Below are 22,978 nucleotides of genomic sequence, written 5' to 3'. Positions count from 1 at the left end.
ACGTCCCCGCGCACTCGCCCTCCCCACGACGCCGCCGCCCCTCCGCGGGACGGCGGCGTCGTGCTGCGTGCTCGAGCCCGGGAGCGTGCCGCGGGCTCCGCCACGATGCGGGCTTCGGGACGCCGGCACGCCCGCAGGCCGGAAACCCCTTGCCGACCTGCAGGGATCGACCACGCGCCCCGCACGGAGGCCCTCCCGGACTGTCAACAAATGGTCAAGCCCTCCCCAAGGGAGGCCCATGCCACAGGGGGTGGCGTCGTCCACACCCCCTTGCAGAGCACGCCGGGAGGGCGGAACCATGGGGTCGTCAGTAAAGAGCCGGTAGGGTATCGTGCTCCGCCGGACCCGACGGATCTGCCACCGACCACGGCTCGCGAGCGCGTGAAGAGGAGAGGGGGCCACGCCCATGCGTGTTCGTGCCCGTCTCTGCGCCTGCTCCGCCGCCGCCGCTCTCGCCGTCTCCGTGGCAGCCGCGCCCGCCCTCGCCGCACCCCCGAGCGAGGACGCCCTGCCCTCCACCGCGGCGACCGCGAGCGACTCCTCGAGGAGCGATCAGGCCCAAGGCGATCCCTCCGAGAAGTCCCCGCACCCCGCCGACCCCTGCCAGGGCGTCGAGGCGGCCGGTGCCGGCGCCCAGGGAGATCCCGCACTCGGGACGTGCGGAGAACAGCAGGAGGGCAACGAGGGCGACGGGGATCGGCCTGTCGAAGACCCCGATGGCGACGGGTCCGGCGAGGGGACGACCGAAGACCCCGACGGCGACGGGTCCAACGAGGAGACCACCGAAGAGCCTGATGACGGCGGAACCACCGAAGAGCCCGACGACGGCGACTCCACCAGCGGGTCCGGCGGGACCGGTGAGACCGACCCGACCGAAGAGGCCGGCGGGGCCGACGGGACTGACTCGGGGGATGACGACACCGACGAGGGGTCGGGCGAGACCGACCTCGAGGAGGAGTCCGGGGGTGACCAGACCGGCGGGCTCACCCCGGAGTCCGGCTCAGGCGGCGAGCAGGAGCAGGACGACGACTCGGCGACCGAAGATAACCAGGACGACGACTTGGCGACCGAAGAGAACCAGGACGACGACTCGGCGACCGAAGAGGACCAGGAAGAGGAGCCGGCGACCCCCACCCCGGACCGCGAGACCGCCTCCGAGGAAGCGGACACCGAGGCTCCGGAGCCCTCCGCCCCCGAGACCGAGACCGAGACCGAGACCGAGACCGAGACCGAGACCGAGACCGAGCCTGCTCCCACGCCGACGAGCGAGCCCGAGGCGGAGCCCGGGCCGGCGGAGACCTCAGCACCGACCCAGCCCGTCGAGGAGCCCACCGCCACCGAGGCGCCGGAGCCCGAGACGCTCCCCTCGCGCACGTCCTCCACGGCGACGCAGACCGCTTCCCGCTCCGCCGAGGGCTCCCGCCCCGCCGCCCCTGTCGAGGCGCCCTCGCAGGAGACCGAGAAGTCCGACCAGGACGCCGCCGCCGGCGGCGGGAGCTCCGCCCCCTCGCTCCCCGCGGCACAGCCCGCCGCCGCAGCCCAGGAGAGCGGCCCCGTGGTGCGCCTGTTCGACGCCATCTCCGACACCTCGGACACCGGGGTCGGGACGATGCGTCAGGTGCTGCTCGCCGTGCTCGGCATCGGCTTCCTCACCGCGGCGGGATTCGTCGGCGCCACACTGCACAGCCGCCGCACCGGCGGCCGCCCCGACTGACCTGCCCCGGCACGGGCAGCCGGCGTCGTCAGCGCTCGTCGAGCAGCTCGCGCACCCGCACCACGATCCCCGGGACGCTGCGACGCATCCGCCGGATGGTCCGGTCGAAGGCGTTCTGCCCCTCGTACCACGGGTCCTCCACGGAGATCTCCGTGGGCTTGGCATCCGCCGGGACGCCGGGCTCGAAGCGCCGCCACATGCGGATCTCCGGCACCGCGGCCCCGTCGGGCGCCTGGTCCACCATCCTGGCCAGGCGCTGGGCGTGATCGGCCGTCATCGGCAGCACCAGGTCCCAGGTGAGCAGATCGGTGAGGTGAGTGGTGCGTGCGGTGTGCACGAAGGGGCGCGCGTAGCCGGCGCACTCGAGCGCCAGCTCCGTGCGGTCGTCCATCGGCATGCCCTCGGCCTCCCAGCTGGTTCCCGCGGAGCCCACCTCGACGCGTGCGCCGAGGCCCTCTTCCTCGAGCGCGGCGCGCAGCATCACGGCCGCCGCCGGGGAGCGGCACACATTGCCGGTGCACACGGTCAGCACTCGCACAGGGTCCATCCCGCCATTGTGTCAACGTCCGGCCGGGTGTGAGCACCGAACCGCTCGGGAACGTACACTGGATCGTGAGTGCATGCGGTGCCTGCGGCAACGCGCGAGCATGACCGCCACGGGCCTGCGGCCCGTTCCCACGCAACGACGGCTCAGGAGGACACCCATGGCCGACATCATCCGCGCCCACGACGACGACTGGTCGCTCGTGCGCGAGATCCGTCTCCGGTCCCTCAGCACGGACCCGAGCGCCTTCGGACAGAGCTGGGAGACCGAATCCACCTACGAGGACGGCGTGTGGGAGCAGCGGGTGCGCGATGCCGCCTGGTTCCTGGCGATCGACGACGGTCAGCCCGTCGCCGTCGTCGCGGTGCGTCATGAGCAGGACTCCCCCGCGAACGAGCGGGAGCTGCAGGCCATGTGGGTCACCCCGAAGTCCCGTCACTCCGGCATCGCCGGCAAGCTCGCCGAGGCAGTGTTCGCCTGGGCGCACGAGGACGGCGCGGACACCGTCACGCTGTACGTCGGCCCCGGTAACGAGGGCGCACGCGCCCTCTACGAGGCCCTCGGCTTCACGGATACGGGCGATCGCTGGGAGGTCGTCGAGGACGATCCCGAGGGCGCCTGGCTGAAGATGTCGCGCGGCGTCTGAGCACGGTGGGGATCTCCTCCCGCCTCTCCTCCGCCCGCGGGGCGCTGCGCGCGGTCGCGCCCTCGCGCCCCTCGGACCGTCCGCATTGGGCGGCGCGGATCGAGGACGTCAAGAACGCGGTGGTGGGCCGCGCCCTGCGCCGGATGCACTGGGAGCCGCGCCTGCAGCCCTTCCACGGGCTGGGCTCCGGCCACCGGGTGCGCGTGCTGGCACGGGTCCTGTACGCCTCGCCGGGCACTCCCGCGGACTTCCACGACCAGCCCGTCCACGACATGCGCACGATGGCGGTGCGCGGCTGGCGGAACTTCGCCGGCCAGGTGGTGCCCCACCGCCCCGTGCAGGTGCTGCTGGGCGATGAGCAGTTCACGGTGCCCGCCGACCGCGCCGGCATCGTCGACGCCGAGCTCGAGGTCGCGCTGCCCCCGGGCACCCATCAGGCCGTGCTGTGGACGGACCCCGGCAACGAGGTCACCGCGGACATCACGGTCGTCCCGGACGGCACCGCCGTGGGCCTGGTCAGCGACATCGATGACACCGTGATGGTCACCTGGCTCCCCCGCCCGCTGCTCGCGTTCTGGAACGCCTTCGTGGTGCACCAGTCCTCCCGCCAGGTGGTGCCCGGCATGCCGATGCTGTACCAGCGCCTCGCGCGGGAGCATCCCGCGATGCCCGTCGTGTACCTCTCCACCGGCGCGTGGAACGTGTTCCCGGTGCTCAAGCGCTTCCTGTACCGCAACGGCTACCCCGACGGCCCCCTGCTGCTCACCGACTGGGGCCCCACCCACACCGGGTTCTTCCGCTCCGGCCCGGACCACAAGCACCGCGCCCTCGCCTACCTGGCCGAGGCCTTCCCCGGGATCCGCTGGATCCTGGTGGGGGACGACGGCCAGCACGATCCCTCGATCTACGACGAGTTCGCGCGGCAGCACCCCGATCGGGTGGACACCGTGCTGATCCGGCGCCTCACCGAGCCCGAGCAGCTGCTCGCCCACGGCTCCCGTCGGCCGCTGGCGACCTTCCCGCACGGCCCCGGCGGGCCCTCCACCGTCACGGCGCCCGACGGCCACGGCCTGCTGTTCGCGCTGCAGCGCCTGGGCCGCATCGGCCGCGGACCGCAGGAGGCCGACGAGGCGGGTCGGCGTGTCGCCTGACCCGGCTCCGGGCGACCGCCTGACTCCTCCCCCGCCCCGCGACGCCGGCGCGGCACCCGCCTCGGTCGCAGGCACCTCCTGCGACGCCCCGCTGCTGCGTCGTGCCCGGGCGGACGACGTCGAGCAGCTGGTCGCCCTCACGCAGGCCGCCTACCGCGGGGAGGGCGGCTGGACCACGGAGGCCCACCTGGTCGGCGGGGCGCGCACCGACGGCGACGAGGTCCGGGCGATGCTCGAGGACCCGTCGATCTCCCTGATCGTCGCCGAGGAGGGCGCGACGCTCCACGGCTGCTGCTACACCCACCGGGAGCCCGCCGACGAGCACGGGATCGTGCGCGCGGAGCTCGGACTCTTCGCCGTGGCCCCGTCCGCGCAGGGCCGAGGGCTCGGCGGCCGCCTGCTGGAGGCCCAGGCCGCCGCGCTGCGTGCCGACGGGGTGGACGTGCTGATGATCCGCGTGCTGCAGTCCCGGCCCGAGCTGCACGCCTGGTACCTGCGGCGCGGGTTCGTCCCCGTGGGACGCTCGGTGCCCTTCCCCGGGAACCCGGCGGAGCTGAAGGTGGCAGGGCTCGGGATGGACGTCATGGAGCGGGAGCTGCACCCCGCCCGCGACTGACCGGGGCTGCGGGCCCGGCGCCGGCGGGGCAGGCGGTTCCCGCGCCGCGGAGGCCCTGGAGCGCTCCCTCCGCGTGGACCGAGGACGACGAACGGACCACTGTCCCCCAGGGAAAGTGGCCCGCACGTCGATCTCGCCGGCACGGCGCACCGGTGCAGGTGCGCCGCCGCGGGGGTCAGCCGGTGTTCTTCAGCCCTGCGGCGACGCCGTTGATGGTGGTCAACAGCGCGCGCTGCAGCTCCGGGGAGAGCTCCTCGCCCTGCTCGGCGGCCGCCCGCGCCCGCTGCAGCATCGCGACCTGCATGTAGGAGATCGGGTCGAGGTAGCGGTCGCGCACGGCGAGGGTGCGCTTGAGGATCGGCTGGTTGTCCAGCAGTCCCAGCACCCCGGTGAGGCGCTCGATCTCCGCCACGGACAGCTCGTACTCCTCGCGGATCAGATCGAACAGGTACCACAGCCGCTCCGGCACCAGCGAGTGCACGTAGTGGGCGGCGATCTGCATGTCCGTCTTGGCGAGGGTCATCTCGACGTTGCTGATCACGGTGCGGAAGAAGTGCCAGCTGCGGTACATCTCGTGCAGGTCCGGCTCGAGGCCGGCCTCCCGCGCGGCCTTCAGGCCGGAGCCGGCGCCGAACCACCCGGGCACGATCTGGCGCGACTGCGTCCAGCCGAACACCCAGGGGATCGCCCGCAGGCCGTCCAGGCCCTTCTCCGAGGTGGTGCGCTTGGAGGGGCGGGAGCCGATGTTCAGGTCGCCCAGCTGCTCCACCGGCGTGGCGGAGACGAAGTACTCCGGCAGGTTCTCGTCGTCCACCAGGGTGCGGTAGCGCGCGAAGGACGCGTCGGAGACGGACTGCATCACCTCGCCGAAGCGCTCCAGCTGCTCGGGGGTGGACCGGGGCGTGGTGTGCAGGGCCGAGCCCTCGAGCACCGCCGCCAGCGACAGGTCCAGGTTCTCCCGCGCCAGCGAGGGCAGCATGTACTTGTCGGAGATGACCTCGCCCTGCTCGGTGAACTTGATCTCGCCCTCGAGCACCCCGTACGGCTGCGCGAGGATCGCATCGTAGGTGGGGCCGCCGCCGCGCCCCACGGAGCCGCCGCGACCGTGGAACAGACGAAGCGTCACGCCGTGGCGGGCCGCTGCATCGCGCAGCGAGCGCTGGGCCTGGTGGATCTCCCACTGGCTGGTGATCACGCCGGCGTCCTTGTTGCCGTCGGAGTAGCCCAGCATCACCTCCTGGCGATCGCCGCGCAGTCGCACCAGCTCCCGGTAGGAGGGATCGGAGAGCAGCTCGTCGAGGATCTCGCCGGCGTGGCGCAGCTCGGAGACCTCCTCCAGCAGCGGCACGAAGCTGATGTCCGCCCGGCTCTCCTCGCTGCCGGCGAGGGAGAGCAGCCCGGCCTCGCGCGCCAGCAGCGCCGCCGCCAGCACGTCGTCGGCGCCGTGGGTCATCGAGATGATGTAGGTCTCGATCACGGAGGTGCCGTACAGGCGGTGCGCGTCGCGGATCTCGCGGAACACGTTGTAGGTGGTGCGGGTGGCGTCGTCGAGGATCGACTCGTCCTCGGTGATCGCCGAGCCCACCAGCGGCCGACGGCTGCCCAGCTCGCGGCCCAGCACCGTGGTGCGCTCGGTCCGGTCCAGCTCCGTGTAGGGGCGGTCCAGCTCGCCCACGCGGTCGAACAGCCGCGCCAGCACGTCGTGGTGCTTCTCGGAGTGCTCGCGCACGTCGAGGGTGGCGAGGTTCAGCCCGGAGGCGGCGAGCACCTGCTGGGCGATCGCAAGGGCGCCGTCGGCGGCACGCTCCCCGCCGTGGCGGCGCAGCGCGTCCCGCATGGCGCGGAAGTCGTCCTGCAGCTCGTCGCTGTCGCCGTAGTCGCGGCCGTGCTCGTGCGCCGCACCGCTGCGGATGCGCTCCTGGGTGGCGCGCAGCTTCGACCGCATCGCACCGAGCTTGAGGCGATAGGGCTCCTCGTTGTACAGCTCCTGCTGCAGCGCGTCCACCTCGGGGTTGTGGGAGAGGTCCTCGGCGATGCCGGCGCGCAGCTCCTCGTCGTCGCCGGCGAGCTCGCTGGAGACGGACAGCTCGAGGATGAGGTCCTCCACCACCTCGATCGCGAAGTCCAGGGCGGTCTCGGCCTGCAGCTGGAGCACCTCGCGGGTGACCTGGGCGGTGACGAACGGGTTGCCGTCGCGGTCGCCGCCGATCCAGGAGCCGAAGCGCAGCGGCACCTGGCCGTCGCCGAGGTCCGCCCCGTGCTCGCGCAGCTCCTCGCGGAGGTCGTCGAGCATGCCGGGCATGGTCTGGCGGAAGATCTGGCGCAGGTAGTAGAGGGCGTTGCGCGCCTCGTCCTGCGGGGTGGGGCGCTGGCGGCGCAGCTCGTCGGTCTGCCAGAGCGTCTCGATCAGCTCGGCGAGGTCGCGGTCCTGGCGGCGCCGCTCCACGGTGCCCTCCTCGGTCTCCACGCCGAGGATGTCCGAGATGCGGCGCAGCTTGGTGAGCACCGCGCGGCGCGAGGCCTCGGTGGGATGCGCGGTGAACACCAGGCGCACGTCGAGGGAGTCGACCGCCTGCTGCAGGCCCTCGGCGCCGAGCACCTCGTGGACGGCGCGCACCGTGCGCGGCACCCAGGACTCGGCGGAGGGGCGCTCGTCGAGGGCACGCACCCGGTACACCTGCTCCGCGGCGTTGGCCAGCAGGAAGTACTGGGTGAAGGCGCGGGTGAGGGCGGTGGCCTGCTCGATGGGGAGCTCGGCCAGGCGCGCCTGGACGTCGTGGGCGCTCGCCTCCGAGTCGGCGGACTTCGCCTCCTTGGTCAGCTTGCGCACCTGCTCGACCAGGTCGAGCAGCTCCTGTCCGTGCTGGTCGGCGAGGGTGCCGCCGAGCAGGGTCGAGAGACGACGGACCGTCGCCCGCAGCGGGGCGTCGATGTGGGGATCGTCGCCGACGACGGGGAACTCGCTCGTCAGGGTCGGAACGGCGATGGCGTCGGGATCTGGCACGGGGCCTCCTGGGGTCGGCACGCCGGAGGCGGCCGCCGACAGCATGCAGGGCGACCGCGTCGGCGCGGAACGAACGGGCACAGACTACAGCGGGTGGGCGTCGGCGCCCTCGGGTCGACAGTCCGCGGACTGCCGTGGACAGCTCAGAGCACGGCGCGCAGGAAGTCCTGGGTCCGCTGATGCTCCGGTGCGCTGAAGATCTTGTCCGGCACCCCCTGCTCCACCACGGAGCCCTGGTCGAACATCATCACGCGATCGGAGACGTCACGGGCGAACTGCATCTCGTGGGTGACGATGAGCATGGAGATGTCGGTCTCGGCGGCGATGTCCTTGAGCACGCCGAGCACCTCCCCCACCAGCTCGGGGTCCAGCGCGGAGGTGACCTCGTCCAGCAGCAGCACCTCCGGGTCCATCGCGAGCGCGCGGGCGATCGCCACGCGCTGCTGCTGGCCGCCGGAGAGCTGGGACGGGCGGGCGTCCTTCTTCCACGCCATGCCCACCTTGTCCAGCAGCGCCTCGGCCCGCTCGGCCGCCTCGTCCTTGCCGAGCCCCATCACGTGCACGGGCGCCTCGATGATGTTCTCCATCACCGTCATGTTGGGGAACAGGTTGAAGTGCTGGAACACCATCCCGATCTGCTGGGTGGTGCGCCGGCGGCGCTTGTCGGAGATCCGCACCCGGCGCCCGCCCTGCTCCTCGTACTGCAGCGGCACGCCACCCACGTGGATGTACCCGCCGGTGAGCTCCTCGAGGGTCATCACCAGGCGCAGGATCGTGGTCTTGCCGGAGCCGGAGGGGCCGATCAGGGTGACCCGCTCGCCCTTGCCGACGGTGAAGTTGAGATCGTCCAGCACGGTGTTGCTGCCGAAGCTCTTGACCACGTCGCGGAACTCGATGTGGGGCTGCCCGCCGCTGCCGGCGGTGCTCTCGGTGTTCTCAGGCAAGTTTCTTCTCCAGTCGTCGGATCAGGACGGAGGTCGGATAGCTGGCGGCCAGGAAGATCAGGCCGGCCAGGGTGATCGCCTCGGTGTAGCGGAAGGTGCCCGCGCCGTAGGTCTGGGCGTTGCGCACCATCTCCCCCACGTAGATCACCACGAGGAAGGGGGTCTCCTTGAACATGGAGATCGCGTAGTTGCCCAGGGCCGGGAGCGTGTTGCGGATCGCCTGCGGCACCACCACGGCACGCCAGGTGCGAGCCCGCGGCAGGGAGAGCGCGGTCGCGGCCTCCCACTGCCCCGTGGGCACCGAGTCGATGCCGGCGCGGTACACCTCGGCCATGTAGGTGGTGTAGTGGATGCCCAGCACCCAGATGCCGATCATCAGGGTCGAGTCGAAGTACGGCGAGAGCACGAGGTTCGCGAACACCAGCTGCACGACCAGAGGGGTCATCCGCACGAACTCCACCACCCAGGTGAAGGGCGTGGCGATGATCCTCGGCGCGCTGCGACGGATCATCGCCACCAGTAGGCCCAGCACCAGCGCGATGAGGGTGCCGAGCACCGTCGCGAGCAACGTGTACCGGAAGCCGTCGAGCAGCGTGGGCAGGGCGGCGGCCGCATGGCTCCAGTCCCACCAGGACGGGTTCTGGTTCATGGCGTGACACCTCCTGCACTCGTGGTGGCCACGCGGGCCGACGCCTTGTCCTTCACCGCACGCAGCGAGCGCTTGCCGGACGGGGTGGTGCCGGGGGCCTGGAACAGGGCGCGCCAGTTCTCCGTGAGGCCCGGGCCGCGCCCGATGCGGTGCTTGGCACGGATCTCCAGGCCGTTCATCAGGATCACGATCAGCCAGGCGAGCAGGTAGTAGGCCAGCAGCGCGAAGATGTACGCGAACCAGGTGCCGGTGCGATCACGCAGCTGCTCTACCTGGAAGAACAGGTCGTACAGCAGCACCGTGTTCACGATCGCGCTCCCCTTGAGCAGCTGGATCCACAGATTGGACAGCGAGGGGATCATCAGCGCCCAGGCCTGCGGGATCACGATGCGGAACATGCCGCGGGCCGGGCTGAGGCTGAGGGCGCTGATCGCCTCGTACTGGCCCTTGGGCACCGAGCCGATCGAGCCGCGCACCACCTCGGCGGCGTAGGCGCCGTAGTTCAGGCCGAGCGCCAGCACGGCCACCAGCATCGGCTCCAGCTGGAAGCCGAGCGGGTAGGGCAGCTGCGGCATCACGAAGGCGAGCCAGAACAGCTGCACCACCAGGGACGTGCCGCGGAAGAACTCCACGAACACGCGGGCGACGACCCGCACCACCAGGAGTTTCGAGATCTGGGCGAGGCCGAACACGAAGGCGATCACCAGCGCCAGCAGCGCACCGAGCACGGTGGCCTGCATCGTGGTGATCACGCCGTCGACGATCATCGGCATCCGCTCCAGCACCAGCTGGAGGTTCGGGCCCAGATCCTCGACGAAGCCGATCACTCCGTCCATCGGGACATCACCTCTCGAGCGCTCGGCACTCCGGCGCACCCCGTGACGGGGTGCGCCGGAGCATTATCGATGGGAGCGAGGGTCACTGCAGGGAGGAGAGATCACCGGAGCAGAGGATCTCGGTGGTCATCTCCGCCGGGGGCAGCTCGCCCTCGGTGAAGCCGAAGTCGCCGACGATGGAGAGGTAGCGGTCGGGATCGGCGATGATCTCGTCGAGCTTCTCGTTGTAGGCGTCCAGGAGGGAGGTGTCCTCCTGGCGGAACACGGTGCCGCCGGCGCCGTACTGCTTCACGCCGTCGATGTCCGCGACGAAGCTCTCGGTCACCTCGACGCCGTCGACGGTGTTGTCCGCGAGCCAGTTCAGCGAGATGGCGGTGAGGGCGAAGGCGTCGGCGTTGCCGGCCTTCAGGGCGTCCACACCGTCCTGCGGGCCGCCCACCTCGATGCCGTCCAGGCCCAGGGACTCGACGTAGCCGGCCTCGACCGCGCCGGACATGGTGGCGACGGTGAGCCCGGAGTCCACGAAGGACTGCATGTTCTCCAGGCCCTCCGGGTTGCCCTCGGGCACCATCAGCGCGGTCGTGTACTGGAACTCGGGATTGCTGAACGCGGCCTGGGCGCAGCGATCCGGGAGGATCGACATGCCGGCGCTGATCGCATCGAACTGGCCCGCGTTCAGGCCCGGGATCAGCGAGCCCCAGTCGGTGAGCATGCCCTCGACGGTGTCGATGCCCAGCTCGCCGAAGATCTCGCGGTGCATGGCGACGGTGGCGCCGGTGAGCTCACCGCCGTCCTCGAAGCTGTAGGGCGCCTCGCCGGCGAAGCCGACGGTGATGGTGCCGGCCTCCTGCAGCTGGCTGAGGAGATCGCCCCCGCCGCCGCCGTCGCTGCCGCCGGAGCCGCCGTCACCACCGCCGGTGCTCGTGCGGCTGCAGGCGGCGAGGCCGCCCAGCGCGGCGGCCGAGAGGACGAGTCCGCTTCCTCGGATGAAGCTGCGGCGGTTCTGCATGGAAGATGCTCCCTTGGCGTCGGTGTCTGCAATCGCGAACGTGCCCCATGACACTACACGTGTCGGACAATCCGACGATCTGCGGATCTGATCACGGCCCACGCTAGCGACTCCGCCCCCGCGGTGACGGGTTCGCAGGCAGTTCGTGATGGGGTCGTGATCCGCCCGGGCCACCTGCGACGGGCCCGCGCGCGGCCCTTTACGGCACGGCCGGGCCTCGCCTCCGACGCCCCGCGGGGGCAGAATGTGAGCGCGATGACTCCCGACGACCCCCGGCATCGGCCCCGCGACAAGGGATGATGGGTCGTCGCCCCGCGCGTGCGCGCCCGAGCCCAGGAGGATCCCCATGAGCCCCCGCCAGGAAGCGGTCCGGCTGCCGATGATGCAGCCTCTGCGCCGGCCCTCGATCATCGACCAGGCCGAGCTGGAGCTGCGCAACGCGATCTACGTGGGCGACCTGCGCCCCGGGGACACGATCCCCGAGGTGCAGGTCTCCAAGCAGATGGGGATCTCCCGCTCCTCGCTGCGCGAGGCGTGCCAGCGCCTGGTGCGCGACGGCCTGCTCACGCAGATCCCCGGGCGCGGCCTGTTCGTCACCACGATGGACGCCCGCACGATGTCGGACTTCATCGACTACCGCCTGGGCATCGAGATGCAGTCCGCCTCGATCGTCGCCGATCGGGTCGCGGGCCTGCGCGCCGGGGGCGACGACGCAGGCGTGGCGGCGCTCCTGGCACCGCTGCGCGAGACGCTCGAGCGCACCCGTCGGGCCCTGGAGGCCGAAGAGGTGATCGAGGCCGGCAACGCGGATCTCGACCTGCACCTGCAGATCGCCGAGATCACCCGCAACCGCTTCCTGATCTCCTCGATGAACACCATCGTGATCCTCACCCGGATGGGCAGCTTCTCGGATCCGCTGGGCTACGGCGTGCGCGCGGATCTCACCGAGGCGAACGCACGCCTGCTGGATGCGCTGGACGCCGGGGACGACTCCCGTGCCCGCGCGGTGCTGCGCGAGACCCTCAAGGAGCTCGCCGGCCGACTGCGCAGCGGCGAGACCCATCAGGAGCTGGTGCGCGACCCGGACCTGCTGGAGTCCGACGGCCCCGAGTGGACCACCCTCGGCGAGGAGTGACCCGCACGCGGAACGGGCCGCCGACCAGGTTCTTCACCTGGTCGACGGCCCGTCCGTGCGGCGGAGACGAGAGGATTTGAACCTCCGAGGCGATTGTAGTCGCCTACTCCCTTAGCAGGGGAGCGCATTCGGCCGCTCTGCCACGTCTCCTGGCGCCGGGCTGCACCCGGCACGCCGATACAGCATACGGGAGCGGGCGGAGTGCGCCAAAGCGAGGGAGAGCAGATCACGTCACATCTGCGGCCGGCTCCCCGCCCGCGGGGTCACAGCCCCAGCTTCTCCTGCAGCAGGGCGATGTGCTTCGGCGTGCCCACGCGGTACTTCACGAAGCTCAGCCGGCCCTCGGCGTCGATCGCGAACGTGGAGCGGATCGTGCCCTCCACGAGCCTGCCGTACATGTTCTTCTCGCCCCAGGCGCCGTACGCCTCCATGACCTGGTGGGACTCGTCGGAGGCGAGGTCGTAGGGCAGCTCCTGCTCGGCGACGAATCGCTCCAGCTCGGGCAGAGGATCCGGCGAGACGCCGATCACCCGGTACCCGGCGTCGAGGAACATCTGATGGTTGTCGCGCAGGTCGCAGGCCTGCTTCGTGCACAGCGAGGTGTTCGCCGCCGGGTAGAACCACAGCAGCACCGGGGTGCCGCGCAGGGCGGCGAGGTCCACCCGACCGCCACCGGCGATGGGGAGGTCGAACGCGGGGGCGGGGTCGCCGACGGCGAGCTTGACGGGCGCGGGGGACATGGGACTCCTGAGAGCGGGAACGGGGCCCGACCAGCCTATCCGCGCGCGCCGAGGTCTGTCGGCCCCGAGCGGCGAAGTCGCCGGCGGCGCCCCAGGTAGGTCTCCCGGAAGCGGCGCTCGGCGTGCCGATCGCCCAGCAGCAGCAGCTGGCCGGGGGCAGAGGGGATCGACTCGGTGTCGTAGGCGAGGGTGCCGTCCTCGTCGAGCACGGCGACGATGTGGCAGCCGGTGCGGCGGCGCACCGCGTCGTCGCGCACCGAGCGGCGGGCGAGGGAGGCGGGGCGCGGCACCAGGAACAGCTCGTTGCCCTCCGCCACCAGCACGCGGTGGCTGAGCCCGGCGTGGTTCCACAGCTCGGTGGCGCCGATGGTGGCGTAGGAGAGCACGCCGTCGGCGCCGGCGCGGTAGAGCGTGGCGACGTTGCGCTCGTAGGTGGCGCGGGAGACGATCTGCAGCTCGGGCCGGAGCCTGCGGCAGAACAGGGTGAGGTAGACGTTGAGGTCGTCGTCGCGCGGGGTCACGAGCACCCCCGAGGCGTGCTCGAGGCCGGCACGGCGCAGGATGCGCTGATCGGCGGCGTCGCCGTGCACCACGGCGTAGCTCGCCGTCCCCTCCAGCACCGAGTAGGAGTTCTCGACCCGGCCGGGCTCGAGCTCCACGATGGTGTTGGGCACGCCCTCGTCGCTCAGGGCGCGGGAGGCGGCGCGACCCACCCGGCCGCCGCCGAGGATCACCACCGGGTCCTCGGAGCAGCCGATGGTCTGGAACTGCGCGTCGTACTCGTCGAGGTCCTCCGCGGTGCCGGCGAGCACCAGCACGGTGGCGTCGGTGATCCGCAGATCGGGAGTCATCTTCCGCAGCCGGCCCTTGCGCATGATCGCGAGCACCCGCACCCGCGAGCGGAGGCTCTGGAGCGCCTCGCCGAGGGTGAGGCCCACCAGGCAGGTGCCGCGCGCCGCGGCCTCGGCGATGAGCGTGTCGCCGAAGCTGCCGATCGCGTGGTAGCGGCCGGTGGAGCCGAGCACGCGCGAGGCCATCTCCCGCCCCAGCACCTGGCCCAGCTCGAGCACGTGGTCCGCACCGGCGAGGTCCAGCACGTCCACGGAGACGGGCTTGGAGGCGGTGACCGCCACCGGCACCCGGGCCGCCGCCTGGCGGGCGGTGAAGGCGACGTTGGTGTTGGCGGTGTCGGAGAGGGTCGAGACCACCAGGCGGGCCCGGGAGGCGCCGGCGTTGCGGTAGGTGGCGGCGGAGTCGAGCGGGCCGACGACCACCTGGCGGCCCTGGTCGTGGAGCTCGCCCGCGCGCACCACGTCCTCGAGGACCACCACGGCGGGCACCCGGGAGCGCTCGGCGCGGGCGGCGAAGGCCTGGGTGACGGCGTCGGAGCCGACCAGCAGCACGTGGTCGCGCAGCGTGGGCGGCACCTTCCGCGGGGTGCGCGCGGCGCGGCGGCGGTCCAGCCAGGGGGTGACCACGTACTGGATCACGAAGAAGGGCAGCAGCACCAGCATGTACACCACGCCGCTGAGCAGCACCCACAGCGAGAACAGGCGGCCCAGGTCCGACTCGAAGGTGATGTCGCCGTAGCCGAGGGTGGACATGGTGGTGATGGTCCAGTAGATGGAGGCGGCCCAGGAGTGATCGGCCCCTTCATGCGCCATCAGCAGGGAGAAGATCACCGAGTAGAGCGCGACCATCACGGCGCCCACGCCGAGGATCACCACGCCCGCCTTGGAGCGACGACCGGCCAGCGGGAGCTTGTCCGCGAGCCGGCGCTCACCTGCCGTGTGGCCCATCGCCGTCCTCTCCGTCCGAGACCTGCGCCCCGGAGTCCGGAACCGGTGCGCCCGCTGCAGAGTAGGACGCTATCGCGGTGCGGGCACCGGCGACACCACCACGTGAGCGGAGAGTCACCCGGCCGCTCCCCTCAGCAGGTGGTCGACGGCCCGTGGGCCCAGGCGTGGGCCACCAGCTCGGCGAGCACGGCGGTGTCGATCGCGGCCAGCGAGCGCACCCACACGCAGCCGGCGCCGCGCCGGTGCGGGCCCATGCGCTCCAGCAGCTCGTCGCTGCGGGGGAAGCCCTGCAGCCCGTAGAGAGCGAGATCGGCCGTCCGCGGGCTGAAGCCCAGCTGGAAGGTGTCCCCCTCGCGGCCGGTGGCGTACCGGTAGTGCACGGCGCCGTAGCCGATCATGCTGGGCCCCCACATGACGGGCCGCTCCCCGGTGGCCTCCCTGAACAGCTCCAGCAGCGCGGCGCCCTCCCCGCGGCGGCGGCCCGCGAGCCCGTCCACGTAGCGGGCGGGGTCGACGTCGGTCGCGTGGGTGCGCAGGTCCTTCGCGCCGGTGCCGGTGGCGCCCCGGGTGAGGACGGCGCCGTGATCCCGTGGGGCGGGCGGGTTCCGGAGCGACTCGCCGTGCGCCGCGAGCACGGCCTGCAGGCGGCGCCCGGCGGCGGGGCCCACGCCGTGCAGGGATCGCAGCTGCGCCCAGTCCCGCCCCGCGAGGTCGCCCACACGGTGGAGGCCCTCCGCGGCGAGGGCGCGGGCGGCGGGGGCGCCGACCCCGGGGACCTCCCCGATCCCGGCGGTGAGATCGCTCATGCCCGGAGGGTACCGGAGCCCGCCGGGACCGTCTCCTCCCCGGCGACGCGGGCGATCGATCCACGGGGGAGGAAACGGGTGGGCAGGCCGATGCGGGCGCTGCGACCCGGCTCCCGGGAGAGGCCGAAGACCCTCTCGTGCAGCAGCGAGATGCCGGTGACGCCCATGTCGTACCGCGGCACCTGCACGGTGGCCAGGCCCGGGGCGGCCATCGTGGCGAAGGCGATGTCGTCCCATCCCACCAGGCTGACCTGGCCGGGGACGTCGATGCCGTAGCTGCGCAGCCGCTCCATGAGGGCGAGCGCCATGAGGTCGTTGTAGACCAGCACGGCGGTGGCGTCGGTCTGCAGCACGGCCTCGGCCCCGTCGTGGCCACCCTCGGCCGTGGGGGCGAAGGCGCCGATCTCGATCCACTCGAGCCCGGACTCCTCGCAGAGGCGGGCGATGACGCGCCGACGCACCTTGTCGGAGCGGCTGATCCGGGGGCCGCCCACGTAGCCGATCCGGCGATGGCCCATCCGGCGCAGGTGGCGGAGGGCGGAGGGGATGCCGGGCTCGGGATCGGCGAACACGCCGGGCAGGTCCGGGGAGACACGGTTGACCAGGCTCAGCGGCGTGAGCGAGGCGGCCTCGCGCAGCGAGTCCTCGTCCATGCGGCTCGAGCACAGCAGGATCCCGTCCACCTGGGGCGCGAGGGTGCGCACCAGCGGCAGCTCGCCCTCCGGCGACTCCCCCGCGTCGGTGATCAGCAGCTGGGCGCCGAGCTGCTGGGCGCGCGCCTGCGCCCCTTTGAGCACGGCGGGGAAGAACGGGTTCTCCAGATCGGGCACGATCACGCCGTACACGCCGCTGCGGCCGGTGATGAGCGCGCGGGCGGTGCGATTGGGGACGTAGCCGAGCTCCTCCGCGGCGGTGCGCACGGTCTGAAGGGTGGCCTCCCCCAGCATCTCGGGCCGCTGGAACGCGCGGGAGGCCGTCGCCACCGACACCCCTGCCCGCCGCGCCACGTCCTTGAGCGTCACCGCCATCGCGCCCTCCCTCGGGCCGGTCCGCGCAGGTCCCTCCCCGCACGATCTGCAAATGTTGCATGCACTCTAGCAAACATCTCCCGGGGAAACGCTTCCCCGCAGGCTGAATCTGTGCAATCGTTTACCGCAAGCCTCAGGAGCGGCGTCCGGGACCGCCCGCGCCCTCCCCCTTGTCCGGAACGGAGACCACGATGACCCTGCGCACCGACACCCTCGCGGCGAGCATCACCTACGAGGGCTCCGCCCGAGCCCTGCGGCTGGACGCGCCCACGGCCCAGGCCCTCGCCGCCTTCGAGGGGACCGCCTCCGCCGCCGGCGACGGCCATGTGCTCACCGGCCCGCTGTCCACCGCGAACGCCACGGCGCTGCAGGCGGCCTTCCCCGCCCTGCGCCCGGCACGGATCGGCGGGCACCGCACCTCCGTGGGCACCGGCGACCGGATCGGCCTGGCCACCCCCGGGCAGGCCCGCGCCTTCGCCGCCGAGGGCGGCGCCGTGATGCCCGTGCTCGCCCAGCAGTCGATCCGCGAGATGGACCGCCTGGGCCGCAGCGCCCGCACCGTCATGGACGAGGCCGTCTTCGGCCTGGTCGAGGCGGGCTGGGAGGGCGGCTTCGGCGCGGACTGCGACCACATCAAGACCACCGAGGGCATCGACCGCGGGCTCGAGGCCGGCTTCGTGATGTTCACCCTGGATCCCGGGGACCACGTCGCCGACGTCACCTCCGGTGTCACGCGGGCCGATGCCGAGGCCCTGCCCTGGGACCGGCTCGAGGACACCCTGCCGGATCTGCTCCGGCGCTACGCGGGCACCACCCTGGACGTGGGGCACTCGCAGATCCGCGTCACCGAGCAGGACGTGCTCACCGCCGCGGTGAAGTACGGCCGCGCGGTGGTGGACGCGATGCGCCTGTACCGCCATCTGATCGACGCCGCGCAGCACGAGGTGGAGATCGAGTTCGCCGTGGACGAGACCGCCTGGCAGACCAGCTTCTTCGAGCACCACTACCTGGCCTCGGAGCTCACCCGCCTGGGCGCCTCCTGGTTCAGCTTCGCCCCGCGCTACGTGGACGGCTTCGAGAAGGGCCTGGACTTCCTGGGCGACGCGGAGGAGCTGCGCACCAACCTCGAGGCGCACCACGCGATCGCCGAGCAGTTCGGCGGCTACAAGATCTCGCTGCACTCCGGCTCGGACAAGTTCTCGATCTACCCGCTGTGCGTGGAGGCCACCGAGGGGCTGGTGCACCTGAAGACCTCCGGCACCAGCTACCTGTGCGGGGTGGAGGTGGTGGCCGCCCATGATCCGGAGCTGTTCGCCACGATCTGGGACATCTCCCGCGCCTCCTACGTGAAGGCGCGTGCGAGCTACCAGGTCTCCGCCCATGAGGACCGCACCCCCACCTCCCTGGAAGGCGTGGACCTGCGCGAGCTGATCCGCTCGGCCGATGCCCGTCAGATCCTGCACGTGGGCTACGGCGACTCCCTGAACGGCACGGACGCCTCGGGCGCCTCGATCCACGACCGCTTCCTCGCGACCGTCGCCGGGCACCAGGCCGAGCACAGCGACATCGTGGCCGCCCACATCGGCCGGCACCTCGCCCCCTTCGCGGCCGCCCCGGCGAGGATCTGACGCCGCGGGGCCGACGGCGCGGGAGGGGCCGACGGGCACGGCACCGGCGGGCCGGGGCCGCCCGCCCCGTCGGCCGCTCCCGCGTCAGCGATCGGCCCGGCGCGCGATCCTCGCAGGGAGCGTGACCAGGAGCAGCGCCATCATCGCGAGCATCACCAGGAGCGTCACGGCTGCCGCAGGGCGGGTCAGCACCACGTCCACCACGAAGCCCGCGACCCCGGTGAGCAGCAGGCCGAGCAGCAGGATCGCGGCGCGCAGCAGGGTGTTGGCCACGACCACCATCTCGTCCTTCACGCGCTGGCGGAACAGCCGCCGGTGCATGCCCACCGGGGTGAGCAGCAGCGCGACGATCACCAGGGCGAGCAGCAGCAGGCCCAGGTACCAGCCGATCTGCAGCCGGTCCAGGTCCTCGAAACGAGACTGGAAGGGCAACACCACCAGGAACCCGGCGAGGATCTGCGAACCGGTCTGCAGCACGCGGATCTCCTGGAGCAGCTCGTTCCAGTTGCGGTCTAGCCGCTCGGCCGCGGACTCGTCCCCGCGGTCGTAGCGCGCCGCGCCATGATCGCCCGCACGGTCGCCCCCGGCGGAGTCCTGCTCCGCGCGGTGCGCTGCGCCGTCGTCGGTGCTCATGGGTCCAGTGTAGGAACCGGCACCGGCGCGACACGGCGCACCGACCGTTCGAGGGGCAGCCGGGATGCCGGGGCGGCGCCGCGCCGCCGCCCCGGGATCGCTCAGTCGCGCTCGCGCTCGTCGAGGGCGCGCACGGCGCGCCAGGCGGCGGGGATCAGCAGCGCGGCGAGCGCGGCCTTGACCAGGCCGCCGGGGATGAAGGGCCACAGGCCCGCGGCGAGGACGCCGCCGAGGCCCATCTCGGCGCCCATCACGGCGTTGAGGATCATGGCCAGGTAGGGCACGCCGACGAGGAAGGGCACCGCGCTCGCGAGGGCGAAGCCGGCCATGGCGCGCACGGGGCGGCGGTCCCAGGCGCGCTCGGCGCACCAGCCGGCCACGAAGGCGGCGGGCACGAAGCCCAGGATGAAGCCGAAGCTGGGCGAGAGCACCGACGCGGGGCCGCCGGTGAACTCGGCGAACACCGGCGCGCCGGCGAGGCCCACCAGCAGGTAGGTGAGCAGTGCCGCGGCGCCGCGGCGGGAGCCCAGCGCGGCGCCCACCAGCAGCACGCCGAGGGTCTGCCCGGTGATCGGCACCAGCGGCAGCGGGATCGTGGCCTGGGCGAGGAGGGCGACGACGCCGGCTCCGGCACCTACCAGCGCGATGTTCTGCGCCAGGGTGCGATGCGGGGCCAGGACGTCGGCCAGGACGGGGCGGCGGGCCGGGACGGCGAGCGCGGACATGGGACTCCTCGGGGGGCGGGGATACGACGGGGCACAGCCTACGGGCCGCGCGGACCGGGTCCGCTCACCGCCGCGCGATCACGCCCAGGTCCTCCCGATGCCACCACGCCCCCGTCTGCCGCCGTTCGCGCCGGTCGGTGAACCGGTACTCGAGGTACCGCACACGCAGACCCGTCGGCGCCCGGCCGTCGAAGGGGTCGGTGCGCAGCAGGCGCCGCACCCCCGGATCACCCTCGCGCAGCCGCTCCAGGAGGGCCACGAACCAGGGCTCGGCCCCGGGACGCAGCGCCAGGAACCACATCTGCCAGTCCAGTCGCAGGTGGTACGGCGCGACCTGTCGCCCACGACGGTGCACGTCACCGGGCTTGCCGCGGAACTCGTAGGGCCGCCAGGAGCTCTCCTCGGCGTCAGGGCCGGCAGGATCTTCCGTCCCCTCGATGAGCACCTCGTACCGCCGCTGCGTCATCGTGCCGAACGCCCCGTAGGCGTTGACGAGGTGGAAGCGGTCGAAGCTCGCGTTCATCAGCTGGTGCGGGGAGAACAGGTTCACCAGCGGTCTGCGGGAGCGCACGGCGAGTCCCGCGAACGCGGCGAGGACCAGCACCGTCCACCACAGGGGCGAGGTGGCGCCGGGGGCCGCGCCGCCGCCGTCTGCCCCGAGCGGGATCCCCAGCCAGCTCCAGCCCGGCAACGGCCCTCCGGCGAGCCAGCGCCAGACCGGATCGGAGATCGCGGCGCAGGCCACGAGGATCGTCAGCCAGTTCAGCCAGGCGTAGTTCCCCGTCACGACCAGGAACAGCTGGGTGGCGATCACCGCGAAGGCGGCGACGGAGGCGAGCGGCTGCGGGGCGAGCACGAGCCAGACCAGCCCGAGCTGCACCGCATGGCTGCCGAGCACCTCGAGCCGGTGCCACCACCGCGGCATGAGGTGGGCGGCGCGGCTGAGCGGGCCGGGCATCGGCTGGGTCTGGTGGTGATGGTCCATCGCGGTGAGGTCGCGCCAGGAGCGGTCGCCGCGCATCTTGATCATCCCTGCGCCGAACTCGAGGCGGATCAGCAGCCACCACAGGAACACGATCATCAGCTGCGGCGGCGGGACCGCATGGGAGCCCAGCAGCCCCACCAGCGCCCCGCACTCCAGCAGCATCGACTCCCAGCCGAAGCCGTAGAAGACCTGGCCCACCGAGACGATCGAGAGGTACATCCCCCACATCACCCCGAACACGGCGAGCACGGTCCAGGCCGGGCCCTGCTGCGGCAGTCCGAGCACCACCGCGAGGCCGAGCCCCATCCCCAGCAGGCACATGCCGCGCAGCAGGCGGTCGCTGTAGGGGACGCGACGGAACAGGGTGGGCCCGGCCCGGCCGCCGGCGCGCGCGAGGTAGGCGGGCACGGGCAGCAGCCCCCGCTCTCCGAGCAGCACCGGGAACTGGTGGAACGACGAGAGGAAGGCGAGCACGAACACCGCCGCGACGCCGCGCTGCACGATCTCGCGCGCGACCCACGAGTCCGGGGCGTCCAGCAGGGGCAGCCAGCTCGTCCAGTCCATGCGCGTCACCTCCGCGGCTCGGGTGCCCTCCGATTCTCACCCCCGCCGCCTGCGCGCGCCATCGGCCCGGCCCCGTTCCGGGGCGAGCAGCTCCGTCCAGTGCGCGGGGTCCACGTCGCGCGGGAGTGCGCGACGGTCGTAGCCGTGACGGTCGAGGAACGAGGAGATGACCGGGGCCGGGACCTCGGCGCGACGGAGGATCTGCTCGAGGCCTCGTCCGGGGCCGGTGAACACCCGCCGCACGAGGTCGTGGTGCACGGGGCGGCGACGAGCGGGCAGCAGGGGGTGCTCGCGCCGGTGCAGCACGAGCAGCCCGGCATCGACGGTGGGCCGGGGCCGGAACGAGTCCGCCGGGATCCGTCCCTCGAGGCGGGACTCGAACCACGGCGCCCACTGCGCGGTGAGCATCGTCGCACCGCCGACGCCGGACCGCTTGCGCGCCACCTCCCACTGGGTGATCAGCAGCGCGTCGACCCAGCCGCGCGAGCGCAGCAGGTGCTTGACGGCCGGGGTGGTGAGATGGAAGGGCAGGTTCGCCACGAGCGTCGAGCCCGCGGACGGGGCGTGGCGGAGGATGTCCGCGCAGCGCACGGTGACGTGTGCGGGGACCCGGCGGGACAGCCGGGCGACGTTGCGCTCGTCGATCTCGACGGCCTCCAGCGGACGGCCGAGGGCGGCGAGCGGGAGGGTCAGGGAGCCGTCGCCGGCGCCCCACTCGACGAGAGGGCCGCAGGTGCGGCCGGCGAGCTCGACGACGCGACGGACCATGCGGGGGTCGCGCAGGTAGTTCTGGCCCAGCTCATGGGCGCCGGGACGGGGATGGTGCAGGGTGCGGGGCATGGGGGCTCCTCGGGCGTGCGGGAGCCGGGCAGCACGGAGCGCCGCCCGGCGGTGGACCGGGGGCGACGCGGAGCCTGGAAGGGGTCGAGGTGCGGATCCGCGCCGTCAGCGACGGCGGATCCGGACGAAGATCGACATGGTCATGATGCCCATGGGCGCCACCGTAGCGGGGGCGGGCGCCTCGGGCGAGGGATTTCTCGGCCGGGCGCTGATCCTCACCGCAGCAGCGGCCACAGCGTCGCACCCGCCCACCAGGTGCCGAGCGCGATCACGAGCGCGAAGCTCGCGGTCCACAGGGCGGACGGCACCGGGGTGAGGCGGGCGAGCTGGCCGGGGTCGTCCTGCCGCCCGCCGCTCAGCGCGACGGTGAGCAGGTGGCGCCAGGCACCCAGCAGCAGGAAGATCCCGGCGGCGAGGGTGAGCAGGGCGGTGAGCGCCGCGCTCCCCCACCACCACAGCGCGCCCACGGCGGCGGCGCTGGCGAGCACGGCGAGGACGGTGTGCCCGGAGCGGGTGAACACCAGAGAGACCACCAGCACGCACAGTGCCGTGAACAGGGCGGCGCGGGCCCAGCCGTGCAGGGCGATCTGCACCAGGACGGCACCGACGACGGCAGGGGCCGGGTACCCGGCCCAGGTGGAGAGGATCCGGCCGATCCCGCGGCGCGGGCCGACGGTGACGGCGTGGCCGGACATGTCCGCGCTGACCACGAAGCCGGTGAAGCGGCGACCCATCAGGATCCCCACCAGTGCGTGGCCCAGCTCGTGCACGATCGTCACCGCCGGGCGCAGCAGGTGCCACAGGGGCGGGAGCACCACGGCGAGCGCGGCCAGGCCCAGGGCGAGCCAGAGCCAGGGCCCGTCGGCGGGGACGGGGCCGGGCGCGAGGCGCCGCACGAGCGCGTCGAGAATCTCGCCGATGTCCATCGGGCCATCGTGGCACCCGGATCCCGGAGCGCCCTGGGAGCGTGCGGTGGCCGCCG

General features: G+C 72.7%; 21 protein-coding genes and 1 tRNA gene. 6 read left to right on the top strand and 16 right to left on the bottom strand.

Annotated elements, in window-relative coordinates; translation table 11 throughout:
* The first annotated feature begins 406 nt into the window (after positions 1-406).
* On the top strand, positions 407-1,714 hold the full coding sequence (locus DWV08_RS16680; protein ID WP_162801464.1) for a hypothetical protein: 1,308 nt from the start codon (positions 407-409) through the stop codon (positions 1,712-1,714).
* 28 nt (positions 1,715-1,742) lie between these two features.
* On the opposite strand, the gene DWV08_RS00980 is transcribed toward DWV08_RS16680, so the two are convergent.
* Positions 1,743-2,261: an arsenate reductase/protein-tyrosine-phosphatase family protein gene (locus DWV08_RS00980; protein WP_115412086.1), complete on the bottom strand. Its 519-nt coding sequence runs from the start codon at positions 2,259-2,261 to the stop codon at positions 1,743-1,745.
* Between the two features lie 157 nt (positions 2,262-2,418).
* On the opposite strand from DWV08_RS00980, the gene DWV08_RS00975 reads away from it, so the two are divergent.
* From DWV08_RS00975 to DWV08_RS00965, 3 genes are read left to right on the top strand one after another with little or no spacing between them, the layout of a single operon-like run.
* Positions 2,419-2,904 carry a GNAT family N-acetyltransferase gene (locus DWV08_RS00975; RefSeq protein WP_115412085.1) on the top strand — a complete coding sequence of 162 codons (486 nt, stop codon included), beginning with the start codon at positions 2,419-2,421 and terminating at the stop codon, positions 2,902-2,904.
* Between the two features lie 5 nt (positions 2,905-2,909).
* The gene (locus DWV08_RS00970; RefSeq protein WP_115412084.1) at positions 2,910-4,055 is read left to right on the top strand and encodes an App1 family protein phosphatidate phosphatase; all 1,146 of its coding nucleotides are present in this window, start codon (positions 2,910-2,912) and stop codon (positions 4,053-4,055) included.
* Positions 4,045-4,671 (top strand): GNAT family N-acetyltransferase, encoded by a 627-nt coding sequence (locus DWV08_RS00965; RefSeq protein WP_241237274.1) that lies wholly within the window; start codon positions 4,045-4,047, stop codon positions 4,669-4,671. Before DWV08_RS00970 ends, DWV08_RS00965 begins: the two co-directional genes overlap by 11 nt.
* A gap of 175 nt (positions 4,672-4,846) precedes the next feature.
* On the opposite strand, the gene ppc is transcribed toward DWV08_RS00965, so the two are convergent.
* The 5 genes from ppc to DWV08_RS00940 form a co-directional block, all read right to left on the bottom strand.
* The gene (ppc, locus tag DWV08_RS00960) at positions 4,847-7,675 is read right to left on the bottom strand and encodes a phosphoenolpyruvate carboxylase (RefSeq protein WP_115412083.1); all 2,829 of its coding nucleotides are present in this window, start codon (positions 7,673-7,675) and stop codon (positions 4,847-4,849) included.
* A 143-nt stretch (positions 7,676-7,818) separates the two neighbouring features.
* The gene (ehuA, locus tag DWV08_RS00955) at positions 7,819-8,619 is read right to left on the bottom strand and encodes an ectoine/hydroxyectoine ABC transporter ATP-binding protein EhuA (protein WP_277601771.1); all 801 of its coding nucleotides are present in this window, start codon (positions 8,617-8,619) and stop codon (positions 7,819-7,821) included.
* Positions 8,612-9,268 (bottom strand): ectoine/hydroxyectoine ABC transporter permease subunit EhuD, encoded by a 657-nt coding sequence (gene ehuD / locus DWV08_RS00950; RefSeq protein WP_115412082.1) that lies wholly within the window; start codon positions 9,266-9,268, stop codon positions 8,612-8,614. Before ehuD ends, ehuA begins: the two co-directional genes overlap by 8 nt.
* The gene (gene ehuC, locus DWV08_RS00945) at positions 9,265-10,104 is read right to left on the bottom strand and encodes an ectoine/hydroxyectoine ABC transporter permease subunit EhuC (RefSeq protein WP_115412081.1); all 840 of its coding nucleotides are present in this window, start codon (positions 10,102-10,104) and stop codon (positions 9,265-9,267) included. The genes ehuD and ehuC overlap by 4 nt, the downstream gene beginning before the upstream one ends.
* An 82-nt stretch (positions 10,105-10,186) precedes the next feature.
* Entirely contained in the window at positions 10,187-11,113 is a 927-nt protein-coding gene (locus DWV08_RS00940; RefSeq protein ID WP_115412080.1) for a transporter substrate-binding domain-containing protein, read from the bottom strand.
* Between the two features lie 346 nt (positions 11,114-11,459).
* Here DWV08_RS00940 and DWV08_RS00935 point away from each other — a divergent pair, with 346 nt between their 5' ends.
* On the top strand, positions 11,460-12,248 hold the full coding sequence (locus tag DWV08_RS00935; protein WP_115412079.1) for a GntR family transcriptional regulator: 789 nt from the start codon (positions 11,460-11,462) through the stop codon (positions 12,246-12,248).
* 61 nt (positions 12,249-12,309) lie between these two features.
* Here DWV08_RS00935 and DWV08_RS00930 read toward each other — a convergent pair.
* The 5 genes from DWV08_RS00930 to DWV08_RS00910 all read right to left on the bottom strand — a co-directional run bounded on the left by DWV08_RS00930 (position 12,310) and on the right by DWV08_RS00910 (position 16,621).
* Positions 12,310-12,398 (bottom strand) — tRNA-Ser (locus DWV08_RS00930).
* 113 nt (positions 12,399-12,511) lie between these two features.
* Entirely contained in the window at positions 12,512-12,988 is a 477-nt protein-coding gene (locus DWV08_RS00925; RefSeq protein ID WP_115412078.1) for a peroxiredoxin, read from the bottom strand.
* Positions 12,989-13,023: 35 nt separating this feature from the next.
* The gene (locus tag DWV08_RS00920; protein WP_115412077.1) at positions 13,024-14,787 is read right to left on the bottom strand and encodes a potassium channel family protein; all 1,764 of its coding nucleotides are present in this window, start codon (positions 14,785-14,787) and stop codon (positions 13,024-13,026) included.
* Positions 14,788-14,918: 131 nt separating this feature from the next.
* Positions 14,919-15,593, bottom strand: coding sequence for a DUF1801 domain-containing protein (locus tag DWV08_RS00915; protein ID WP_115412076.1), 675 nt, complete (start codon positions 15,591-15,593; stop codon positions 14,919-14,921).
* Complete coding sequence (locus DWV08_RS00910; protein WP_115412075.1) at positions 15,590-16,621, bottom strand: LacI family DNA-binding transcriptional regulator; 1,032 nt, start codon at positions 16,619-16,621, stop codon at positions 15,590-15,592. Before DWV08_RS00910 ends, DWV08_RS00915 begins: the two co-directional genes overlap by 4 nt.
* Before the next feature lie 191 nt (positions 16,622-16,812).
* Here DWV08_RS00910 and DWV08_RS00905 point away from each other — a divergent pair, with 191 nt between their 5' ends.
* Positions 16,813-18,249, top strand: coding sequence for a tagaturonate epimerase family protein (locus DWV08_RS00905; protein ID WP_115412074.1), 1,437 nt, complete (start codon positions 16,813-16,815; stop codon positions 18,247-18,249).
* An 84-nt stretch (positions 18,250-18,333) separates the two neighbouring features.
* Here the strand turns inward: DWV08_RS00905 and DWV08_RS00900 are convergent, their stop codons facing one another.
* The 5 genes from DWV08_RS00900 to DWV08_RS00880 all read right to left on the bottom strand — a co-directional run bounded on the left by DWV08_RS00900 (position 18,334) and on the right by DWV08_RS00880 (position 22,922).
* Positions 18,334-18,882 (bottom strand): DUF6328 family protein, encoded by a 549-nt coding sequence (locus tag DWV08_RS00900; protein WP_241237273.1) that lies wholly within the window; start codon positions 18,880-18,882, stop codon positions 18,334-18,336.
* Positions 18,883-18,983: 101 nt separating this feature from the next.
* Positions 18,984-19,607: a biotin transporter BioY gene (locus tag DWV08_RS00895; protein WP_115412073.1), complete on the bottom strand. Its 624-nt coding sequence runs from the start codon at positions 19,605-19,607 to the stop codon at positions 18,984-18,986.
* A gap of 64 nt (positions 19,608-19,671) precedes the next feature.
* Positions 19,672-21,156, bottom strand: coding sequence for a lipase maturation factor family protein (locus tag DWV08_RS00890; protein ID WP_115412072.1), 1,485 nt, complete (start codon positions 21,154-21,156; stop codon positions 19,672-19,674).
* 36 nt (positions 21,157-21,192) lie between these two features.
* Positions 21,193-21,996, bottom strand: a complete 804-nt coding sequence (locus DWV08_RS00885; RefSeq protein ID WP_115412071.1) for a ribosomal RNA small subunit methyltransferase A — start codon at positions 21,994-21,996, stop codon at positions 21,193-21,195.
* A gap of 215 nt (positions 21,997-22,211) precedes the next feature.
* Positions 22,212-22,922, bottom strand: a complete 711-nt coding sequence (locus DWV08_RS00880; RefSeq protein ID WP_115412070.1) for a M50 family metallopeptidase — start codon at positions 22,920-22,922, stop codon at positions 22,212-22,214.
* Between the last annotated feature and the right edge of the window lie 56 nt (positions 22,923-22,978).

It is taken from the genome of Brachybacterium saurashtrense (assembly GCF_003355475.1).
GTDB classification, from domain to species: domain Bacteria; phylum Actinomycetota; class Actinomycetes; order Actinomycetales; family Dermabacteraceae; genus Brachybacterium; species Brachybacterium saurashtrense.
This window is presented reverse-complemented; position numbering and strand designations above follow the sequence as displayed.